Origin of the sequence: Vibrio pectenicida (assembly GCA_024347015.1) — a bacterium.
In the GTDB taxonomy this organism is placed as follows: domain Bacteria; phylum Pseudomonadota; class Gammaproteobacteria; order Enterobacterales; family Vibrionaceae; genus Vibrio; species Vibrio pectenicida.
On sequence record AP024889.1, the window covers coordinates 1,761,896 to 1,782,139 of the forward strand.

Consider the following 20,244-nt stretch of genomic DNA (forward strand, 5'->3'; position numbering starts at 1 on the left):
CATATCTTCTTTTTTATTTCACATTCAAACCCTATCTAAAGCATATTGCAGTGGATACCTTGCCCTAAGTCGCTTTGTTTCATGATTCCCCATTCAACGATAGCTTGATTGGTTAGTTTTTGATACGTAACATTATTTAACCAAGTTGATATGGGTGATAACCAATATAGAGAAGGATCTTTAGAAATAGCCAGTAACGCCTCTTTCCAAGCAATGAAATTGGACTCACAGCCACTATTAGACACTTCATTAAACATTCGACTCATACTCACAAGTGTTGTGATTTTTTGACCCAGTTCTGAGTAAGGGTTATAAAGTGCATCAATAGAACTAAGCAATCTAGCATCATAACTATCTGGAATTAAGTCAGAAATTAGATATCTTAAAATATGAGCGGGTAATATTTCAGAAAACAAGACAGGTGCATTGTCTTGCATTTCAGAAACATGGCGGCCAACACTGGTACGTTGTGAATGAACTATTGCCATATAACGTTGAAAATCACCCAACTGAGAATGTAACCAGTTCGCTCCGTTTTGTTTACTTAGCTCAAGTGCCTCAGCCATATGAGATTTTACTATGCCTTTCGCTAATGGAAGGGCATTACCTGATAGATTCGCCACATCAAGGGTTGAATTTTGTAACGCTGATGCGATAAAAGGTGCATATTTTTCTATATCAAAGCTGTTCGGATAAACATAACTGTAAAATTGACGGCCCTGTGTCGCTTTCCATTCACTTTCTAACGCAGGTTCAATCAACTCATCCAGCTGTTCGACTCGTTTACGATGAACATATTGGCCACGACCTGAATAACTAGCCAACCAACGCGCAATGTCATCAAGGGAACTGGTTCGAGATAGATTTTCTTTAGCTAAATATGATGCACTCCATCCCGCACAGGATTGTTCACCAATACAATCACTACCAAGCTGCTGGCGAGAGTCAAACAGCCAACGATACACTTGTGCCTTGGTCGTCACATTTTGTTTGATATTGCGCTGGTGCTCAGAATAAGACAATATTTGCTGCTCTAGCCACTGTTCTTCGGTTTCAGGATTCCAGCCATTTTGTATTAATGTGTTTAGTGTTTCATTAAATATCGAGTAATAGTGCTCTCGCACTGGTACTTTTATTTCACGCACAACCTCATCTTGTGATGGTTCAAAACGACGAGTTTCTGCTGGAACTCGAGTGTATTCTACACAGCCACGAAAGTTAGGATCACCTCCCAAAATTCCCAAGCGAGAACAAGACTGATAGCTGGCTTGTAGCACCAAAACCTTAGAAGATAGCTCTCTTGCTGTGGCAGGCCTATAAAGCAGGCTTCTTGCCATTTCATCGACAGCATACCGACTTGCTTGCTCTTTGAAGAAATCATTGGTGTTTGTGATTACACCTGAATCAAATAATTTATCGATTAACTGCAACCCTTCCCCTCTCATCAAACTCTGCAGTTTTGTGCTGATAATGCGAACATGATTATCGGCCGTTTCAGCAATTTTTTTCTTTGCGTTTAATGTCCGAACGTAAAGTTGCGTGAGGGAGTTGCGATCCAAACCACTTAAGTTATTACTGCGCAGTTGATCAAGTTTGGTAATCATTTGCTCAAGCACTGAGTTTTGGCAGTGTTGCAGCGCTGATAAAGCATTAACGGCTGCGCGAGTAGAGGGAGATGCAGATGTGAGGCTATTGCTTCTTTGCTGAGAATAAAGAGCATAAACTGCATCAACTTCAGGCTGGCAAACACTTCTTATATCCGATGAAAACAACCGATTTCTGTCTTTATTAATGCCTAGCTGAAAAAATAAGGTTTTATTAAGTTCTTTATCAACATTGGTTATCAATTGGTTTGAGAAAACGGTTTGGGTTCTTACCGACTCTTGATAGTAAGCTTGATATTTCAAAGCAACATCAGACGCGTAACTTTTTACGATCGCTTCTATGGTTTTATGTTGGTTAGCAGCCAAAGATGCCCAATGTCTTTTGTCTCTTAAATCTTGCCGAGTAACGATATCGTCATGGATGGTGAAGCTGTAATGGTCACCAGCAGCCATATTATTCCACCGGTTAATCAGAATATGTCGATCAATACTGCGCTGAGGCAGCTTGAGAACACCAAACCAATCGACGAGTTCCATAACGGTGGCAAAACGGTCATAGGATGTTCTTGATTCATCCTCAAAGGCTTGGGCGACATCACGGGCCCAAAAGCCCACAGCAACCGCGCCTCCAATTGGTCCTAATACCTCAAGTGCAGCACCGCCCACTTCAGAGGCAGTGCGGCCAATAGAAGATAGCAGGCGTGAAGCTTCTTCAGCTTCTAGAGCAACAGAACTTTCTGGACCAGCTTCAAGCAAAGAGGAGGTCTCATTGTATACGTATTTTGTTTCGCTTAAGTTCGTTGACTCGGCTGAGAAATGGTTCGGTGCGGTTGGAAACAGCTCTTCCGGCGTTATACCTTCACTAAAAGATGTATAGCTCTTCTCACTCAAGCGATTAAATGCTTCTTTATCGAGAATAGTAAACTCATCGCCAATAGTACAAAATCCGGCTGCCAAAACGTTTGTTGATAGTATGGCAAAAAATAGTATTAAATGTCTTAACTTCATATTGTTTGATTATTCTTAGGTTTACTGAAAGTGTTAAACTATGTGTTCGTATCAAAAAGTTATTAAAATTCACACGCTTCAAGCGCTGATATATTCTCTCCGGTGTGCATATCTTTGATGGGTCTATTTCCTATATCGCTTGCCGCTATTTCTCTATAGATCACATTATTCATTCCCATTTCAGGGTTGGCATCGATTGCTGTCACTTCAAAGAAAGTGTTTCTATTGACTAAGACTTCTAATTCGTCTGTTCTCATATCAGGCATAATTATGGACGCTTCTCCATTGCTAAGTTCAAACATAGATCTTTGGCCACCGTAAAAACCCTCGGTTGATCTGGCAGACACAGAGGTCGATAGAAAAGTGCTAGGGCTAACAATATCACCCACTTTAATTAAACCATCACTGTAGGCCTTTATTAACGACTCACCACGGTAGGTTTCACCTGTAAATTTAATTCCTTGTTCAAACGCTGAATCAATATGCTCAATGATGGGGTTTATTTCCTCGGTATTTTCGCCATTGAGTATTGCTCGTCGAATAGCTTGATACCCATTTTGTTGATAATAATTAAGAGCATCAATGGATTCATAAGATAAAGAATATTGCTGCTGCATTGATGAAGGCTGAAGCCTTGACATTATTTGGTAATACTCATCGACACTTTCTTTTGTAAAAGGGTTGTCTAGTTTTTCTATTAAATCCTTAATTTCTGCTTTCGAGTAATATCCTTTGTTATATTTCAGGCCAGCAAAACTCGCCGATGAAATAGTGAGAAATGTGACAATGGCAGTTGAAAAAATAAGTTTAATTAGCAACTTCACTTATACATATCCTTAACATATTAACTTTGTTTAATACATCATACATGCATATTTGTTGACTTATAATGATAATACTTATATAACAATGGCTTATTTATACATGCGTTCCAACTTTAGGATATCGACCTTTTATCGAACAAGGATTCTGTCGCTTGCATTATTGTTATCAGTAACATCATACCCACCACAGAACCGATGGTGTGTTAACTAGAAAGAGATAAAAGTAAGAGCTGTGGTGATCACAGTTTTCCACTATCGAATGTCATGCTACTTCAGCACGCCTCTGGACAAAAGTTTGCCAGTGCTTTTGCTAATTTAGTGATCTATGGATTACTTCAACGGCTCTTCTCCGCTTTCATGAGTCTGTATGCACAGGCTCATTCATCATAATCACATGATTTATAATGCTTATTTTAAAAATAAGTCAGTAGTCTATTTTGTCGTATTTCGTATTAATCAACACGCTCTTACTGGCTAGCAAGCAATCTTCTCCATTTGTTGAAGTAAAGTGTCGGTTTTAAGTGGCTTAGGAAGATAAGCGTCCATCCCAGAGTCAAAGCAGCGTTGGATATCATCATCAAGTACGCTCGCTGTTAGCGCTATAATCGGGGTTTTTGGCAGTCCTGACACGCATTCATGTGCTCGTATCTTTTGTGTCGCTTCAAAGCCATCCATAATCGGCATCATGCAATCCATCAAAATGATGTCAAAGCTGTTATCTTGCTTATACATCTCCACGGCCACTTGACCATTTTCTGCAATATCAAATTGATACCCCGCTTTACCCAGCATGAGTGATGCCACTTTTTGATTCACATTATTATCTTCCACTAATAAAATGCGTTCAGCTTTGCGATGACTATCCTGAGTAGTTGGAGCTTGTTTAGGTATGTGACACAAAGAGTTCTCACTAGATAGAGACGGGGCCGCTTTTTCATCCTTAGCCATCCATGCTGTTATCTTTTCTTTGAGTACATCGGCTTTGAACGGCTTGGGCATATAGTCGTCCATCCCAACCTTATAACACTTCTGAATGTCGTCATCAGCCACACTGGCGGTGAGCGCAATGATAGGCACACGCCCTCTATCAGTATCTTCCTGCTCGATTTGGCGAATGGATTGCGTTGCTTCAAAGCCATTTATGATGGGCATCATGCAATCCATCAAGATAAGCCCATAACGCTCTTTGCTATACATCTCAACGGCCACTTGGCCATTTTCGGCCACATCAAAACAAAAGCCCGTTTTTTCAACATGTAGGCTCGCCACTTTTCGGTTCACACCGTTATCATCTACTATCAGTATCTTCTTCGAATACCTCTCACTGTTTGCCTCTTCAATCGTTTGTGAAGAATGCTCGTGAGAGTCTTGCTCAAACCGTTCAATGACTTTGATTAAGCGCTGGCCCAGAAGTGGTTGGGTAATTATTGCACTGACATTATCACCAAAATCGTAAGCCCTGCTGTAGAGGTGCTTCATCACACAAACAGGAATGGATTGGGAAACGATATGTCGAAAATGCTCATTATGATGCTGCGCGGTATCTGGCTTAGTTTCGACATACACGACGATGGCATTGCGCTGATTTTTCGCCCACTGAGGTAAGTCGTCCAACCTAGCAACAGACTGGTGAACAGGGATATGGTAGAAGCTCAGCGCTTCACGAATGATATGTTCTCGTTTGTTATCATCACACACTAAATACAACTGGCTAAACATTGAGGGACTTCTGGCGTCAACATTTTGCTGAGAAATAGGTAAAGAGAGGGTAAAGTAGAATCTACTCCCTAGCCCTTTTTTCGAGTCTAATTGAATTCTCCCTCCCATTAATTCAACCAACTGCGTGCTAATGGCGAGCCCCAGACCTGTGCCTCCAAATTGACGAGTGGTTGAGTCATCTTCTTGGGCAAATGGCTCGAAAATATTTTTTTGTTGCTGCTCATCAATACCAATGCCTGAATCTTGCACTGAGAACTCGATAGTGGCCTGAGAAGATTCGATTTGGGTGGTGGTGACCGTGAGCTCAACTCTTCCTGAGTCAGTGAACTTCACGGCGTTGGACACAAAGTTCATGATGATTTGGCGAAGACGATGGTCATCAACCATGACACAATACGGAGTATTGGGGCTGATGGATACCTGAAGGTCAATACGTTTCTCTTTTGCTTTGGGTGAGACTATCGAAGCAATGTCATAAATAGATTCTCGAACATTGGTGGAATGGGGGGTAATGACCAACATCCCTGACTCAATTTTGGAAAAGTCTAAAATGTCATTAATCAAAGTCAGAAGAAGTTGTGATGAGGTTTCGATGGTGTCGACATAGTCACGCTGGGTTGCGGTAAGGGCTGTGTCAGACAATATTTCTGAAATCCCAATGACGCCATTAAGAGGAGTTCGAATTTCATGTGACATATTTGCGAGAAAGCTACTTTTGGCTTTACTGGCCTTGATGGCCCACTCTTTGGCTTTCTCGGCTTCGTCTTTCGCTTGGTTAAGCTCTGTATAGTGCGCATCACTGGCGTCACTGAACTCATTAAACTTATCCGCAAGCACCGTGATTTCATCATGAAACCAAGAAGATGGCAGAGAAATCCGATTCGTTGCTAAGACATTATGTTCACTCACGGCTTGTTTCATCACGTTGATGCGTCTAATGATGAATAACCAAGTGAGGGTGAGTACAGCAGAAAGAAGCAAGACAATGCGAATGCTTTCGGCTGAGAGTATATAGAGAAACTGAGACCAAAGGTTGTGATAAATGCGCGTTAAGTCTGACTGAACTGTCAGGTCTCCGAGTGAATAACGCTTGTTGCCAAACTCATAGTTTAAGGGCCACACCTGAGTCACAGCATTATCAGACAACCGTTTACCTTGTTCAATCACCGACTGGTTACTTGATGAAATGTGTACATAATCTACTCCCGGTAAGGTTAGCAGTCCTTTCAGTTGAGCAGCGAGTAAATCCCTGTCTTCAACCCACAAGCTCTCTATTATGCTCGATAGCTGACTGGTTTTGATATGGCTTAATTTTTCGTTAATGTACTGAATATCCAGTTGCAACCGATGGTGAAGGTTATAACTGGTTGTGGCGATGGCGAGCAGCACACTCATTAAGGTTACGGTGAACAATAGTTTTTTGTTAATACTCAAGTACCGATGTGTCTTTTTCATAGAAAGCCTAGCCATTATTATTTTGAGTCTTTAATAAAAATAGTCGGTCAGGAGTGAAGTGAAACGGAATGTGGGCTTTTTTTATTCAATAGGCACGCAGCCCGCCAGTCAGCGATAGCTCTCATTTCTTCAGCAACATTTAGTTTTTTTGGCTAGACTCATATTAAGAGAGCCAACACGTCTCCTTAATACTGTAAGTGCATGCTCTCTTTATGTTTAGTGGCCACTGTCTCTGTGGCCTTTTTTCATTCTGCGAACTTATACCACTGCTGTCTAATTAAGACTAGATTGCTTAGTCGGCTCTAAGAAAGCGTGCAAAGTTAGATATTGTCGATGATGCATTTGATGGCAGCAGGCATTGCTAGGATGATGTGGTCGAGACGACGCCCGAACGTGAATTGTACCAAAGTACATACTCCGCTTGATCAGGGTTTCTATTGTATCCACGCTTTGTGGTATTGACATCTCCAGAATGCTTGAGATGCTTGAGATGCTTGATTCTCTATACTAATTACCCTCTTTTAAGTTTGCTATAAACGAGGAGTCTATATTGAATGAGCGGAGCTACAAATACAGCCTCACTGAATTATAACTATTTACTGATTTTACGTGGTTTAGCACCGCAAATTAAACTATCAAATCGAGCTAATGAATAATTTTTACCCACATGCATGAAATTGATGTGGGCTTATTGATGGTGATGCTTATACCGTGATTGGGGTGTTGCCATTGATGAAGAGCCTCTTTCTTACATAAAACGCCAAATACACTGTCGATTTTGTACATCTGGAACCGAATGAAAATGAGTAGAGTCGTCACTAACCCACAATTCAGAGCCAGCCGAATAAATAGGTTTGTATATGTTTTTTATTGGAATGTACCATTCTCCAAACTCTTCCATAACAATTGCTGATGAAGGTTTTTTATCTGAATGACGTTGTTTAATTCTGTGAGAAAGCATCACTTGATGAGAAAAAACACCCTCACCGATATAATTACCTTCCAATGGAAAACCTAACAAAACAATATTCGACACTTTACCTGAGTCTTGATGCCATGAGTGAGTTAACCTTCTATTTGGTTGTGTTATCTCCATCACAGAGCCTGTCACATTATTTCCACATAATGACCATATTTTGTATAAAAACTCTTTTCCTGAGATATTAACTCCAGAGCTATAAAATATTTTCGTTATTGAATTGAGTGTTTCATTATTAAGCTCATCTTTATACACCATAAAAGAGAACTGGTCTGATATATTTAATTTTTTTATTGCGTTTACGTTCAAAAAAAAACACTTAAGAGCATGGCGTAGCTTAAGCCTTAAATGGTCATTTTTCCACGCAAAACCAATGCCTTTACCAGGGAATAGAGTTTCCAAGGAAACATAACTACCGTGATGAACTACCACACTTTCATCTTGCCTCAGAGCTTTGGGTACTCTCCAAATGTTCAAATCTTTCATCTTTAATAAGCCAATCCCAGTGAACGAGTTGTCTCTGCCCCTAGATATACTCGAACAGACAAGAAATCAGTTGGACATGCGGTCTCACAGCGTTTGCACCCCACGCAGTCTTCCACTCTAGGTGCAGAAGCAATTTGACCAGAACCATTATTATCCCATACTACCATTTCCAAAACATCCGTCGGACATGCTCTTACACATTGAGTACACCCAATACAAGTATCATAAATTTTTACTGTATGTGACATGATAAACCTCCTAGTTTACCTATACATTGCTGACATCCCACGTAGCTGCTCTAATTTCACCATTAGATTTTTCACTTACCCCGCAAGCTATGTTATTGTCATTAATAGATATTACTGATCCTTTATTGCCTCCAAGTCCCTTTAAAAATCTCACCCTGCCATCCTTGTACACGAATGCCCCTATATCTCTTGCTCCTGTAATATAGTTGCCCACGGCAACACCAAAAGTATTGACAGATAAAAACTTAGAAAAAGAGTTCCCCAGCCCTGTAACTAAATTAAAGTTATCTCCGTCCCAGTATGAAGCTTGGTACCTTCCTTGGCTATTTTTTACGGCTCCAAAAATAGTCCCCCCAGCAGACATGCCCACGGCCAAAGATTCTTCGACGCCTCTAGGAACTGTCAGCACAACTGGACTATCTTCAAAATTTTCCCAGATAGCGGCTTGCCCAAATACTCCATTAATTTGCGTAATTTGCCCCACAATTATTCCTGTATCATTTACACCATTAGCGCTTCCAGAAAACCCCTCTGGAGTAAGAAGTTTCTTAGCTTTCACACTATTTTTTAGATTCCAGTACACAGGAAAGTCAAATTTATTTTCCGTAGATACGCCAACAACTAAATCTTTATCATTGCACCCTAAAGCTTTGCTGCGCTCATTGTTTTTTAATCCTGACAAAACTTCTAGTTTACCGGCAGTCCAGAGGGAGGCATTTAATACACCTTTTTTATTTTGATATACACCGCACGCTACTCCTAAAGGACTCGTTCCCAAAGCCTGAGACATTTGTGCATTGGTTGAGTTGTTAGGCCCGTCTAGAATCTCATACGATAGATCTTCATTCCATCTAACCGCTCTATCCATTCCTGATAAAAGTTGCCCTTCTGAATCAATGATTCCAATATTTTCATCTTTGATCAAACCAAATATTTTACCTTCGCCAGATATTGCTACCGCTGCAGGGAACTTGCCCTCAAATCCCGGCAACTCTCTGGGTTCAATACCCAATGATTTTTTAGCGTATACCGAAGGTGAATTTAGTGGTAATGCAGTCGTAAAGAGGGTGGCTGAAGACACTTTCAAAAATTTTCTACGAGATAAATTCCACATAGCATTATCCTTTTGTTAAACATGCCGACAGTCACTAGTGCTAGATAGTCGCTATCTATAATCCTTATCTTACTAGTCAGCAAACTTTCTAAGATCAGGCTTATCATTATGAGCAATGTTTAATATAGACTGAACGGGGACAAAGTGTACTAGGAAATTCTTGTGTACCCAACTTAAGTACAAAAATACACCAATCACTGGCTTTTCAATCAGAGTGATCACTAATCAATAATCAATAATCAATAATCAATAATCAATAATCAATAATCAATAAAGGAATATGATATAACAAAATAGAATATAAAAATATGAATATTGATGCATATCCACTTCTATTATTTTGAAGGCTGATGCCTTTCATTGAATAATAAAGGAAGATCTATGTATAAGTTAACTAGAACAACGTTGGCAATTATAGGATTTCAATCTTTTTTAATCCCGAACTTGGCTAACTCAACACCAATCCCTGATACTCCGCCACAATGGTACCAAGGAAATCAGGATTATATCCTCAGTAATCCGATATCGGCGTGTCAATCTTTCAACGACAACGTTGCTTTGATAAATGCTCACATTGCCGCAAACTATCCTTCTGGTTCAGCACAAATGTACGAACAGTTGTGTACTAGCTTTCGTGTCAATGAGATTCAAGTTGAAGATTCGGTAGACTACATTACGTGGGTAGCAGCTTATCCCGACTATAGCATTATTGACTCTGTAGATATGGCAAGGACGATAGATATCCTAGTTTTTTCAGGTACTGGAAAGACCAACTACATGATGATCATCAATGGTGGAGCAGACTTAGTTGAGCAGGATATTTTGGAGCCAGGTTGGGATTCTTGGACTGGTATTGATATGGCACCGTTCCATTACCAGCGAGATCATTGGTTCGGTAACAATTGGCACGGTACCAACCAAAAGAGCTATATATCCGGAGAGATAGCTTTAAATAATGCCAAAGAAGATGCAGATGATTTTTTCCAAGGTCAATCACCAACTGAAGAAGAATACAATACGAAAGTATTAGAGTTTTTGTCAGATGAGTGTACAAATTTAGGAAACTCTAACTGTATTCCCGGAGGAGGTTCGGGTAATTCAGGCTACCTTATTTATGAAGAGTCCTATCCGGGTGATACCTATGAGGATAAATACGTTAACGTGGCAACATCTCAAGGTATGAGTTTCAATATAGGAGGATCTTTTGAAGCTGACGAAACAGGAAGTTTAACAGCGGGGATGTCCGTCGATATAGGCTATGAAACATCAACGTCGCAGTCTCAAGACCTAGCTATGTTTTTCGTAAGTAATTTTGCTGGTCAGAATGATGTTTCTAGCGTAAAAGAATACCAAGTATCAGCTAATGCCGTGTTAGCTGTTGAAGACAGCAATGTGATTTCATATAAAGATGATGAGTGGAACTACAGAGTTGATAATGCAGATGAAGCATACGGGTCAAATACTTGGAGAAAGCATGACCTTGAATCTATCGATGTTTGGACAGAAAATGTAAATAACTCAAATTGTACTGATGAGCCTATTGTCATTGCTCATACTCTTAACTTAGCACGTTCTACAATCGATATAGATAATGGCAGTATAGATTCAGATGATACTCAGACTGTAAATTATCGCTTTGATTACGGTACATTGATTAATATGGTCTGTGAAACCGATAGTGAAAACCAAACAGTCAAAGCTGTCGCACTCGGTAATTTATACAACTAATAAGGAAGTTAGATTATGAAGATAGTAAAGGCGATGACCGCATTATTAATGGTATGTCCTCTCTGGGCTCATAGTGCAAAAATTCAAGTAAAAACAATTGGGATGGATGGATCCGAGCACCAAGTTGTTAATGAGTTGAAGAAGTACCACAATAAAAATATGATAGTTGGCGATTGTGGCAACAAAGTAGAAATTAATTGTCAAGGCAACGACAAGGTTGAAGTACTACTAATCAATACATTAAACCCATCAGTTAACTACGACAATCCTGGTGTGCTTAATAAAATTAAAAAGTCAGATTGGACAGTATTAATTGGAGGCTATGCAGCTAACCAAACGGCGTCATTCAAATTACTTGGTTACGGAGTAAGCAAGAGTATAGTCGCTATAAAAAAACCTGGCGATAGAGTGAATATGGAACTATTCACGTACCGTTACAACGCAGAGACATTGAATTCAAAACTTGCCTCTAAAATGGTGGATTCATTCCTCTAGCATAAACTATAGCAAGGTGGTTTCTTCTTTTCTTGATAGTATCGATGCCCCTAGTCGACTAACAAAGGAGAAACCATCAATTAAAGAAATTCTCTACACAAGATAACGGGTATCATTTCAATCAAAGTGAACCCCATATTGCTTTGTCAAATGATGTTCTCCTCCACTTATTCGGCATCATCCTAACAAGGAAACACTCTTCAACAGGGCCATTGTGCGAATGGCAACAACTGGCTTAGCGAGCGACAATATTGATTGATTTTTCACTGAACTGACCTTTATTGAGAGTGCAGGGTTTTTTACCTTTATAGGTGCATACATGCACATCATTTTAGCAAGGAGCATAATAAAAATGTTCATTACCCTAATGTAAAGAGATGTAAACCCTCTATTTCACCTACATTCTGGACCAGTAGTCTTCCCATGCTTTGTGACAGGTGCGGTCACACTGTTGACTACTGGGAGTGGGTAAGTTTGGTGGACTTTCACTGACAGAATGGGCTGAATACAACAAAGCACCAATAATGGTTATCAATCTGAAATTCATTTCCTTTTCCTTAATTTTCTGAACAAGTTCACCGGTTTATTTAGCATTCAGCTTTGGATTTGAGGATTCAGCAAGCATCAACTGTAACGTATCGATACGTGTCTGCTGCTCCTTGATGGCTTCTAGTAAGATTGGGATCATAGAACGATAGTCTACCCTGAGATATCCTGACTGGCCGTCATCTCGAACCATTTCTGGATAGATACCTTGTAAGTCTTGAGCTATGAACCCAAACTCTGTTTGGTCTGAGCCTTTTAATTGGTAACGAACACCTTGGATGGTGCGTATTTTTTCAATTGGCGATTGAATGGCTTCTATATTCGTTTTCAAGTTTCTATCACTGCACCATGGTTGGAATTTATCGCTGCAGCGCTTGGGTACCTCATCTAGGCTCGCGAAGGCCATAGATGAGAACAAAATCAAGGACGATGCGGTAACAGAAGGGAAAGATTTAAGCATTATGTTCCTCACTGCTGTTTGAAAGCTGAGTTAAAGGTCGCCTACAAACAGTACGTTGTATTCGTGTTATTTTTAAATTAAGCGTCTATTCAACCATACCTTATTAACTAACTTAAGAGTAAAGCCAAGCAAAAACAATCAACGGAATCAACATCATAAATAGTGTCAATATTATTAACCATTTACATTATATTTAATTCAATAGTTTTACCTATCTATTGGTTGTGATATAAACCAACTTTTCTCCAACATACGTATAACATTATGAAAAATAAGTCTATTATCACTCTCGGCGCTCTACTGATTACATCCGCAACGTTTGTCAATGCTTCAACTTTTGTTTACTGTGGCCGCCCCGACGGGAGCGATTGGGATTGGCTTCTCGACACTTATGACAACTACGAAACGATTCACGGACAGTGGGCACGAATGACGGAGGTAAACCACCGATATTTCAATGTGTTCCGTGTCAGTGAGGCAGAATTTCAGTCAAAAGCATTCAGATGTCCAGCTGGGTACATCCCTCACCCTGCAGAAAGTGGCACTTCCCGTTGGGAAATATTTGAAATCGTAAGGCAAGACGGATCCCGTTATTTGATTGATGGCTACAAAACCTACTATTCCATCACAACCAATCAGGTCACCAGTAACCACTATTTTCGTTCACTTTAGATAAACTTTAAAATCTGTAAGGGTTCAGGTCCAAAAGGCTAGGAATAGGCTTAGCTTTTTGAATCGACCTATGATTCTTCATGAACGCGCGTTTTCTGATGTTCGACATCCGGCACAATAGAGAGCGATGTCCCCACCGCTCCCCTCTCGTGAATCGCTTGATTACGGCCGTTATTTTTCGCTTCATAAAGTGCAATATCTGCCGCTTTGATGAGCTCTGTCGGAGAGCTGGGTAAATCAGGATACGTCGCCACCCCAATCGATACCCCTAATTGACCCAAGGAAATTCCCTGCATGCTCAGGTGCAAGCTTCCAACAGCCTCCACAATCTGGTCGGCTAACTTCATTGCCGGCTCCACTGAACAGCGAGGACAGATTATCGCCAACTCTTCTCCCCCCAACCGGCAGGCCGTATTGTGCTCACCAATTTGATGCGTCAGCAAGCTGGCCACCTCTTTCAGTACGTAATCGCCAGCATCGTGACCATAATTATCGTTAAAGCGCTTAAAGTGATCGAGATCCAGCATAAGCAATGACATATCTAAATCTTTTTGGGACGCATTCAACCAGGCTTTTTCGAACGTTTCTTCAAAATATCGGCGGTTGTACAAACCCGTTAGAGGATCTCGCATCGCTTGAGAGCGTAATTTATCTTGTAAACTCAAGTTCGCCAGCGCTAACCCCAAATGCTCTGCAATTGTAAAGGCCAGCTGCTTTCTTTCTTCTGATAGAGTGTCAGTACTGGTGTCGAGATACAAATGAAACATACCCACCGTATTACCATGAGCCGTCAAAGGAATACATAAGGTTAAATCGTTTTGACAACACGCCATATGAGGGCAAGGCAGTTGATGACTGTCATCTTTAGACAAATGGTAACGCCCTTTCCGCAAGGCCCAACACTCATTGGTCCCATAGACTTTATCAGCCGGCCATGTACCTCCCCAATCTAAGCTCACTTCCAACTGATTGCGTGATTCTTTCATGACTGCGACACAGCCATTGATGGGTCCAAGTAGCCTCGGGATAATGTCCGATATCACCGTTTGGGCTTCTTTAAGGTTACTACAAGCGGCTAACATATTCGCTAATTGGTGAAGGTGTTCGATTTCCCTCATACTTTTCTGTATACGGTATTCCTGAAGGTCTTGCTCTGCCCTGACAGAGTTAAAGATTTTGCGGTGGCTTACCCAAGTCGACAGCACTAAAATACCTAAAGACAATAACATCAGAAGATGTTCAATCAGTTTGAGATCCGACGACATGGCATACAATGCCGTCATCGGCATAGACAATCTGAGCACATACTCTTCTCCCGTATCAGCCTCACCGCGCAGTGTTAACCGTTTGGCAATATATAACAGCTCTTGATTCATCGAGGCGCTAAACCGTTTAGACTGTCCCCACCCAGTTGAAAACGCACTGACGACTTCGGGTCTGAGGCTATGATCTTCCAGCTTGAGAACTTGCTTATGTGTGAGCTGTGAATCCCCCAAGACTTGACCCTGACTGTCTATGATGGAAAAACGTTGCTCTACCTTTGCTTGAGATAAGTTATCCAAGAAGTTGTCAATCTCTGATTGATCCATATCGTTGAGTACCAGACCACGCTGATGAATCTGATGGTCGACGTCATCAACCAAATTAGACATGTAGTTACTGACGATATTGGTCAACCAGTTATCCAATATTCTGTCGTAGTAGTACCCTCCAACAATCATAGAGAGCGTGAGAGCAATGATGGGAAAATATTGCAAACGACCGAAAGAGGTATTAGACATACAATTCCTAGCCAAAGGAGAAGTTGTTAATAGAGTATAGTATGAGGGGCTGCCTGCGGTGATAAATTGCGGACTATTTAGGCATTTTACAACGGCGTTTCACAGATAAGTGATTCATTACGCATCTAGATTGACCTTATAAGTAGACTCAACTAATCATATCCATTGTGATGCTTATTCAAGGAATATTGAAATAAAAATACTTTTTCATGTTAAAAGTGTTAAATGCCGAAAAATCAACACGATATCACTACACATGAAACAATGTATTACCTACAGCTTACTTCTCGTATCACTCCTTTTTTCTCGTTTCCTACTAGCCTGTCAAGAGACAAGTCCATCCACGGTAAAAGTCTATTGCACCAATACCACTGGAGACACATGGGGATACCTAAGATACATTGATCAAGAAATTTACACAGTACGAGGGCTGAAAGGTGCTGTGCCTATACTCAATGGTAATTTTGTTGAGTACTTCAAAATAAGAGACAGTGATTACAACAGGTTTTCAATCCTTTGTCGTGATGCCGCTGAATTAGGTGGAATACCGGATGTTAATATTCCAAGACCCGCTTGGGGGTTAAATAATAATTGGTATTTGTTCGCTAAAGAGGATGGTTTGGTTAATGATGGAAGCCTCTACACTCAGTTTGGTGGTGACAGCTACTGTGATTAAAAGCAATGTCTGAAAACACAATCGGAGCTTGGGCCAGATTCATTACATCAAGCTTTTTAAATTCAGATTACGGCAAGTGATAGTTAACGAGCCCCATCAATGGGATTCGGGATAACAAAGTTATCAGGATAAGATGAATCAAACAATTTTTATTAATTAAAAGTGCATAACAGTGCACATGACTCGAAAGGAAACAAACTTCAGTGATCATTAAAACGAGTAAAAGTCGTTGAGTATCAAATTAACTGTCTAAAAATTAGGTTGTTAAAGAAAATTTCAATTTTCCCTTGAAAACCACATATGATACTAGATATTTATAGTTACATTTGTATCATTAGGTAAGGTGTCGTATGTGGCCATTTCCATCCAATCTTCAAAACTCAAACAACCCGCCCCCCACTCTTAATGACTTCATTGTTGCTTCGCTCAAACAATCGTTGGCAACAATAGAGTTTGACCCGAAAGGGCATATATTATCAGCCAGCCCTCACTTTTTAAAAGCCATGGGATACGGATTAAAAGAGATAGAAGGCCAACATCATCGAATATTCTGCGAATCAAGTTACGCACAAAGCAAGGAGTATCGTCAATTTTGGGCCTCTCTTGCTCAGGGCCAGTTTAAATCAGGGACGTTTGAACGCTATAACAAATCGGGAGACTTAGTAGTCATCGAGGCCACCTATTTCCCTATCACGAATAGTGACGGAAAGATTGAAAGGGTAATGAAAATTGCCAGCGATGTCACTGAACAAGTAACTCAAGCTCGTTCACAAAAAGACATCATCGCCGCGCTCAATCAAAACTTTGCGGTCATTGAGTTTGAAACTGATGGGACCATTATCAATGCCAATGAAAACTTTCTTCAGGGCCTAGGATATAATGCTGATCAAATAGTCGGCCAACACCACAAAATGTTTTGTTTTGACGACTTCTATCAAGCAAATCCAAACTTCTGGAAGCAACTGAGTAGCGGTCAAGCCTCCTCTGGGCGATTTTTGAGAAAAACACAGCATGGCGATAATTTATGGATACAGGCTTCATATAGTCCAATACGTAATGCCAAGGGTGAGGTCTACAAGATTGTTAAGTTCGCCTCTGACATCACCCAAGACGTTGAAAGAGAGCAAGCCATCTCTGATGCCGCCAACGTTGCTTATAGTACGGCAGTAGAAACCTCTCAAGTTGCTCAGGAGGGTAACCAAGTACTTAAAGGGACAGTCAGTATCTCACAAAAAATGGTAGACAACCTTACGGGTTCAATTTCAAAGGTCGAAGAGCTAGCGTCGCTGTCTAACGATGTTTCCGAAATAGTAAAAACCATTGGTGGCATTGCCGATCAAACCAATCTGTTAGCACTCAATGCCGCTATAGAAGCTGCCCGAGCGGGTGAGCAAGGCCGAGGATTTGCGGTTGTGGCAGATGAGGTACGTCAATTAGCTTCCAGAACGTCAGAATCTACGGAAGAAATCACACAAGTCGTCGAAAAAAATATGTCATTGACGGCAGAAGTGACTAAAGCGATTATTGAGGTCAATAAAATTGCAGAAGAAGCCAATACCAAAATAGAAGAAGTGTCTTCTACCATGGATGAGATTTACACAGGTGCAGAAAATGTGGCTTCCGCAGTTGACCAATTTAAAGACCGTTGAGAACATAGCTAGGGACTGTCTGATTATAACACCTTGTTAACAATAACATCATTCTCTCTAGGTTGCCCTCACACATAGCTATGTCTCGGTTTCTGAGGCTCCAGAACTTTGCAAGAACCAACTTCACTGGACACTAATCTGATTAGAAAAAGTATGTAAAATATCCAACCTTAAAACGTTCTAGAAAAATGCTCTAGCTCAAAAAGGGGCATTTTCGATTTAGAAAGTACCTTTCCCCACAAGAGGCCACCAATTTCTTCTATGCAGTGAGGTGAGAACCTACTCTACTGATGCCATCGCTGTTTGTGTGCGAACTCCCATATCAAATTCTCAGCTTTTAAGCCATTAGTGGTAAACTCAATCCACGCCCATAATTCAATGTAGACACAATGAAAGATTGTAACCAATGCGGTAAATGCTGCATCAAATATGGAGATGGTGATTTAGCAGCCACACAAGAAGAGATCGATCTATGGGAGCTATTTAACCCTGATATCTTTGAATATGTGAAAGATGGCAAGATTTGGTTCGACCCAGACACGAAAGAACAACTAAATCGTTGTCCATTTTTAGAGTTAGCTCGCAAGGCAAAACCAAATGAAAAAGATAAATACACATGCAGTATTTACCTCGACAGGCCCGAAGACTGTCGCCACTACCCTAGCCTTATCAATGAAATGGTTCGGGACGAATGTGAAATGATCGAGGTCGTAGACCTAGAAAACCTCAACAAAGCACAAAAGCAGTTAGATAAGCTGATGAGCTCAAGCCGACCATCGAGCTATTCCTAGAGTGGGTTTAAGTAATTGCATTTAACACTTTCATAAGGTGAGAATGACACAATAGCTAAACCTCTACAAACCACCTAAACTCACTTTCATGCCAAATACGGTCTATTTGATGGCTCTGTAAATTAATAATGACTATTGTATTCATACAGTTAGAAAAGTCGTATCTTTGCAAATTCACAGTCAATAATTAAGACCTTTGACATTCACCTGAAATTTGAATCAGTACTATGAGGCAACATCATATAACCAAAGAATAATATATAGTTATGGATTAACTTATGAGGCTCCAAAATTTATCAGCAGCAGTACTAACTACCCTCACCATGTCAGGGTGTGGTGGAGAAGGTTCATCGGCAGGGAATAATGAGAATTCTAGCCAGCAATCCAACCTGACTACTATACAGCCTAAAACTAAGCAACTCACAGGCAACGTGCTCTTTGCCATAGAAGGGCTGATTGAAAAAGGAGGGGTAGTATCTAACTATTCATCAATCGCTGTTAAACCAGCCCTTCCTGCATTCAAAGACGGAGATACCCAAAAGGTTGCTATAACTATCCCGGTTCCAACAATCATCATAGATAACGACAGTCGTTTCGTTAATGACTGGCACTGTTATCAAGCAGTTGGATTAAGCGCACAGAGGAAAAACCAGCAACTACTTGTTGATGGTGTTTTTTCTGAATATAGATACGATATGGTAACTAACTCCTGCTCTAATGAACATTTAGCGACCTATGTATTTAACAATGCCGTGGTCGACAGCTCTTTAACGTTTGAAACCCTTGGAAGCGTTGTATCCAGAAATCAGCAGGGTTCTGAGCAAACGTTGCCCACCTATCAATTTATCTCATTGGCGCAAGCTGATCAGTCGCAAGCAAGTTTCGGTAACGCTTGGGAGCAGATGCAGAGACCCAAAATTGCCGCTGCTCTACAACAAGCTGGCGCTTCAATATTTCAGGTAGACGCCTCATCTGGAAAGGTTAAATTGGATTTAAGCCAGATAAATACTGACGTAATTGTAGACTTTGCATCATTGGATAAGAGCCAAATACTCAGTGGTTCAATTTGGGGAATGCCAGGTCAAGGCATCGCTGATGAGAGATGGTGTCGAATCGTCAACATCCCCGATGACTCAAGTCGTAATAGTATCAAGTATCAGTCAGTCATTGCGACTAATTGTGCAAGATCTACCCCGCGATATTGCGATATGTCTAAGTCATCTGCTGCTGGCATTTATCCGGCAGTCTCACCCATTGCTTGGGATGAAACCACTGCCAATAATGCTCAATTAAACTCAAATGAACAACATCGAACAAACAAACAAGGTCATTTTATTGCCAACAGTGCAGCTCAAAATTCATTTGTTCTTGCTTTTTACACAGCTGTTAGCCCTATCTTCGGTTATACCAATCCGAGAAGTGACGGCCAAGTTAATAACGCAGGTCTTAATAGTTGGGTAGGTCACGCAGGTCACTGTCAAAACGTGATGGGTCATCGCCGTACAAAAATGGGGATAGGATTCAGGGTAGACAGGTCAAAACCATCAAAGATGTCATATTGGACTCAAGATTTTAACTAAAAACGCTTGAAATCATTCTTGTTGTTTAGATGCATAAAGTATAAATTTTTGATTAATTCTCTATCCTCTGAACAGAGAAAAACAAAGCCCGCTTTTAAAAGCGGGCTTTGTTTATCGTATTACCTTACATATATCATGCTTGAGCTGATGAAGAGCACACTTTTTTGGTCACTTTATCAAACTCTACGATTGAATAGTCTTCACTTTTTGTTGCTACGGAGTTTTGATACCCGTCATAAGAACACTCTCCAATATCATTTCTCGGGCATATAGAAACCTGATTTTTATCAATCATTTCTATTCCGCAGTTCGGGCAATATTTATACATGGCGCTCTCCTGACGTTGTCTATCTTGTACATACAAGCAAAAATCCTGCTTTTAAAACTCTAACTGCTTTTGACTATCAAACCAGTCATAGCATACTCAGG

General features: G+C 40.6%; 16 protein-coding genes and 2 pseudogenes. 7 read left to right on the plus strand and 11 right to left on the minus strand.

The window, feature by feature from the left end:
• Positions 1-35: 35 nt before the first annotated feature.
• From OCV27_RS08370 to OCV27_RS08395, 7 genes and pseudogenes are all read right to left on the minus strand, one after another.
• A complete protein-coding gene (locus OCV27_RS08370; protein WP_125320723.1) occupies positions 36-2,612 on the minus strand; it encodes a hypothetical protein in 2,577 nt (858 codons plus the stop codon).
• A gap of 62 nt (positions 2,613-2,674) precedes the next feature.
• Complete coding sequence (locus tag OCV27_RS08375) at positions 2,675-3,436, minus strand: ADP-ribosyltransferase (RefSeq protein ID WP_245986694.1); 762 nt, start codon at positions 3,434-3,436, stop codon at positions 2,675-2,677.
• A gap of 474 nt (positions 3,437-3,910) precedes the next feature.
• A pseudogene (locus OCV27_RS08380) lies at positions 3,911-5,935 on the minus strand (response regulator); the annotation flags it as partial.
• A gap of 309 nt (positions 5,936-6,244) precedes the next feature.
• Positions 6,245-6,625, minus strand: a pseudogene (locus OCV27_RS20920) (hypothetical protein); the annotation flags it as partial.
• Between the two features lie 733 nt (positions 6,626-7,358).
• Complete coding sequence (locus OCV27_RS08385) at positions 7,359-8,075, minus strand: hypothetical protein (protein WP_125320721.1); 717 nt, start codon at positions 8,073-8,075, stop codon at positions 7,359-7,361.
• Positions 8,076-8,077: 2 nt separating this feature from the next.
• A complete protein-coding gene (gene psaC / locus OCV27_RS08390) occupies positions 8,078-8,323 on the minus strand; it encodes a photosystem I iron-sulfur center protein PsaC (RefSeq protein ID WP_125320720.1) in 246 nt (81 codons plus the stop codon).
• A gap of 19 nt (positions 8,324-8,342) precedes the next feature.
• Positions 8,343-9,437 (minus strand): hypothetical protein, encoded by a 1,095-nt coding sequence (locus OCV27_RS08395; RefSeq protein ID WP_125320719.1) that lies wholly within the window; start codon positions 9,435-9,437, stop codon positions 8,343-8,345.
• Between the two features lie 381 nt (positions 9,438-9,818).
• On the opposite strand from OCV27_RS08395, the gene OCV27_RS08400 reads away from it, so the two are divergent.
• Together OCV27_RS08400 and OCV27_RS08405 are read left to right on the plus strand one after the other, a co-directional pair.
• Positions 9,819-11,165: a hypothetical protein gene (locus OCV27_RS08400; RefSeq protein WP_125320718.1), complete on the plus strand. Its 1,347-nt coding sequence runs from the start codon at positions 9,819-9,821 to the stop codon at positions 11,163-11,165.
• Between the two features lie 15 nt (positions 11,166-11,180).
• A complete protein-coding gene (locus OCV27_RS08405) occupies positions 11,181-11,660 on the plus strand; it encodes a hypothetical protein (protein WP_125320717.1) in 480 nt (159 codons plus the stop codon).
• Positions 11,661-12,057: 397 nt separating this feature from the next.
• Here OCV27_RS08405 and OCV27_RS08410 read toward each other — a convergent pair whose 3' ends face one another.
• Together OCV27_RS08410 and OCV27_RS08415 are read right to left on the minus strand one after the other, a co-directional pair.
• Positions 12,058-12,207 carry a hypothetical protein gene (locus OCV27_RS08410; RefSeq protein ID WP_185759761.1) on the minus strand — a complete coding sequence of 50 codons (150 nt, stop codon included), beginning with the start codon at positions 12,205-12,207 and terminating at the stop codon, positions 12,058-12,060.
• A gap of 36 nt (positions 12,208-12,243) precedes the next feature.
• A complete protein-coding gene (locus tag OCV27_RS08415; protein WP_125320716.1) occupies positions 12,244-12,666 on the minus strand; it encodes a tail fiber domain-containing protein in 423 nt (140 codons plus the stop codon).
• Between the two features lie 264 nt (positions 12,667-12,930).
• On the opposite strand from OCV27_RS08415, the gene OCV27_RS08420 reads away from it, so the two are divergent.
• Positions 12,931-13,338: a hypothetical protein gene (locus OCV27_RS08420; protein ID WP_125320715.1), complete on the plus strand. Its 408-nt coding sequence runs from the start codon at positions 12,931-12,933 to the stop codon at positions 13,336-13,338.
• A gap of 68 nt (positions 13,339-13,406) precedes the next feature.
• Here the strand turns inward: OCV27_RS08420 and OCV27_RS08425 are convergent, their stop codons facing one another.
• On the minus strand, positions 13,407-15,119 hold the full coding sequence (locus OCV27_RS08425) for a sensor domain-containing diguanylate cyclase (protein WP_125320714.1): 1,713 nt from the start codon (positions 15,117-15,119) through the stop codon (positions 13,407-13,409).
• Positions 15,120-15,375: 256 nt separating this feature from the next.
• On the opposite strand from OCV27_RS08425, the gene OCV27_RS08430 reads away from it, so the two are divergent.
• The 4 genes from OCV27_RS08430 (at position 15,376) to OCV27_RS08445 (ending at position 19,815) form a co-directional block, all read left to right on the plus strand.
• On the plus strand, positions 15,376-15,795 hold the full coding sequence (locus OCV27_RS08430; RefSeq protein WP_125320713.1) for a hypothetical protein: 420 nt from the start codon (positions 15,376-15,378) through the stop codon (positions 15,793-15,795).
• A 350-nt stretch (positions 15,796-16,145) separates the two neighbouring features.
• A complete protein-coding gene (locus tag OCV27_RS08435) occupies positions 16,146-17,444 on the plus strand; it encodes a methyl-accepting chemotaxis protein (protein WP_125320712.1) in 1,299 nt (432 codons plus the stop codon).
• Positions 17,445-17,833: 389 nt separating this feature from the next.
• Positions 17,834-18,235 carry a YkgJ family cysteine cluster protein gene (locus tag OCV27_RS08440; protein WP_125320711.1) on the plus strand — a complete coding sequence of 134 codons (402 nt, stop codon included), beginning with the start codon at positions 17,834-17,836 and terminating at the stop codon, positions 18,233-18,235.
• A 278-nt stretch (positions 18,236-18,513) separates the two neighbouring features.
• Positions 18,514-19,815 (plus strand): CAP domain-containing protein, encoded by a 1,302-nt coding sequence (locus tag OCV27_RS08445; protein ID WP_125320710.1) that lies wholly within the window; start codon positions 18,514-18,516, stop codon positions 19,813-19,815.
• A gap of 133 nt (positions 19,816-19,948) precedes the next feature.
• Here OCV27_RS08445 and OCV27_RS08450 read toward each other — a convergent pair whose 3' ends face one another.
• A complete protein-coding gene (locus OCV27_RS08450; RefSeq protein ID WP_125320709.1) occupies positions 19,949-20,143 on the minus strand; it encodes a hypothetical protein in 195 nt (64 codons plus the stop codon).
• Positions 20,144-20,244 lie beyond the last annotated feature (101 nt).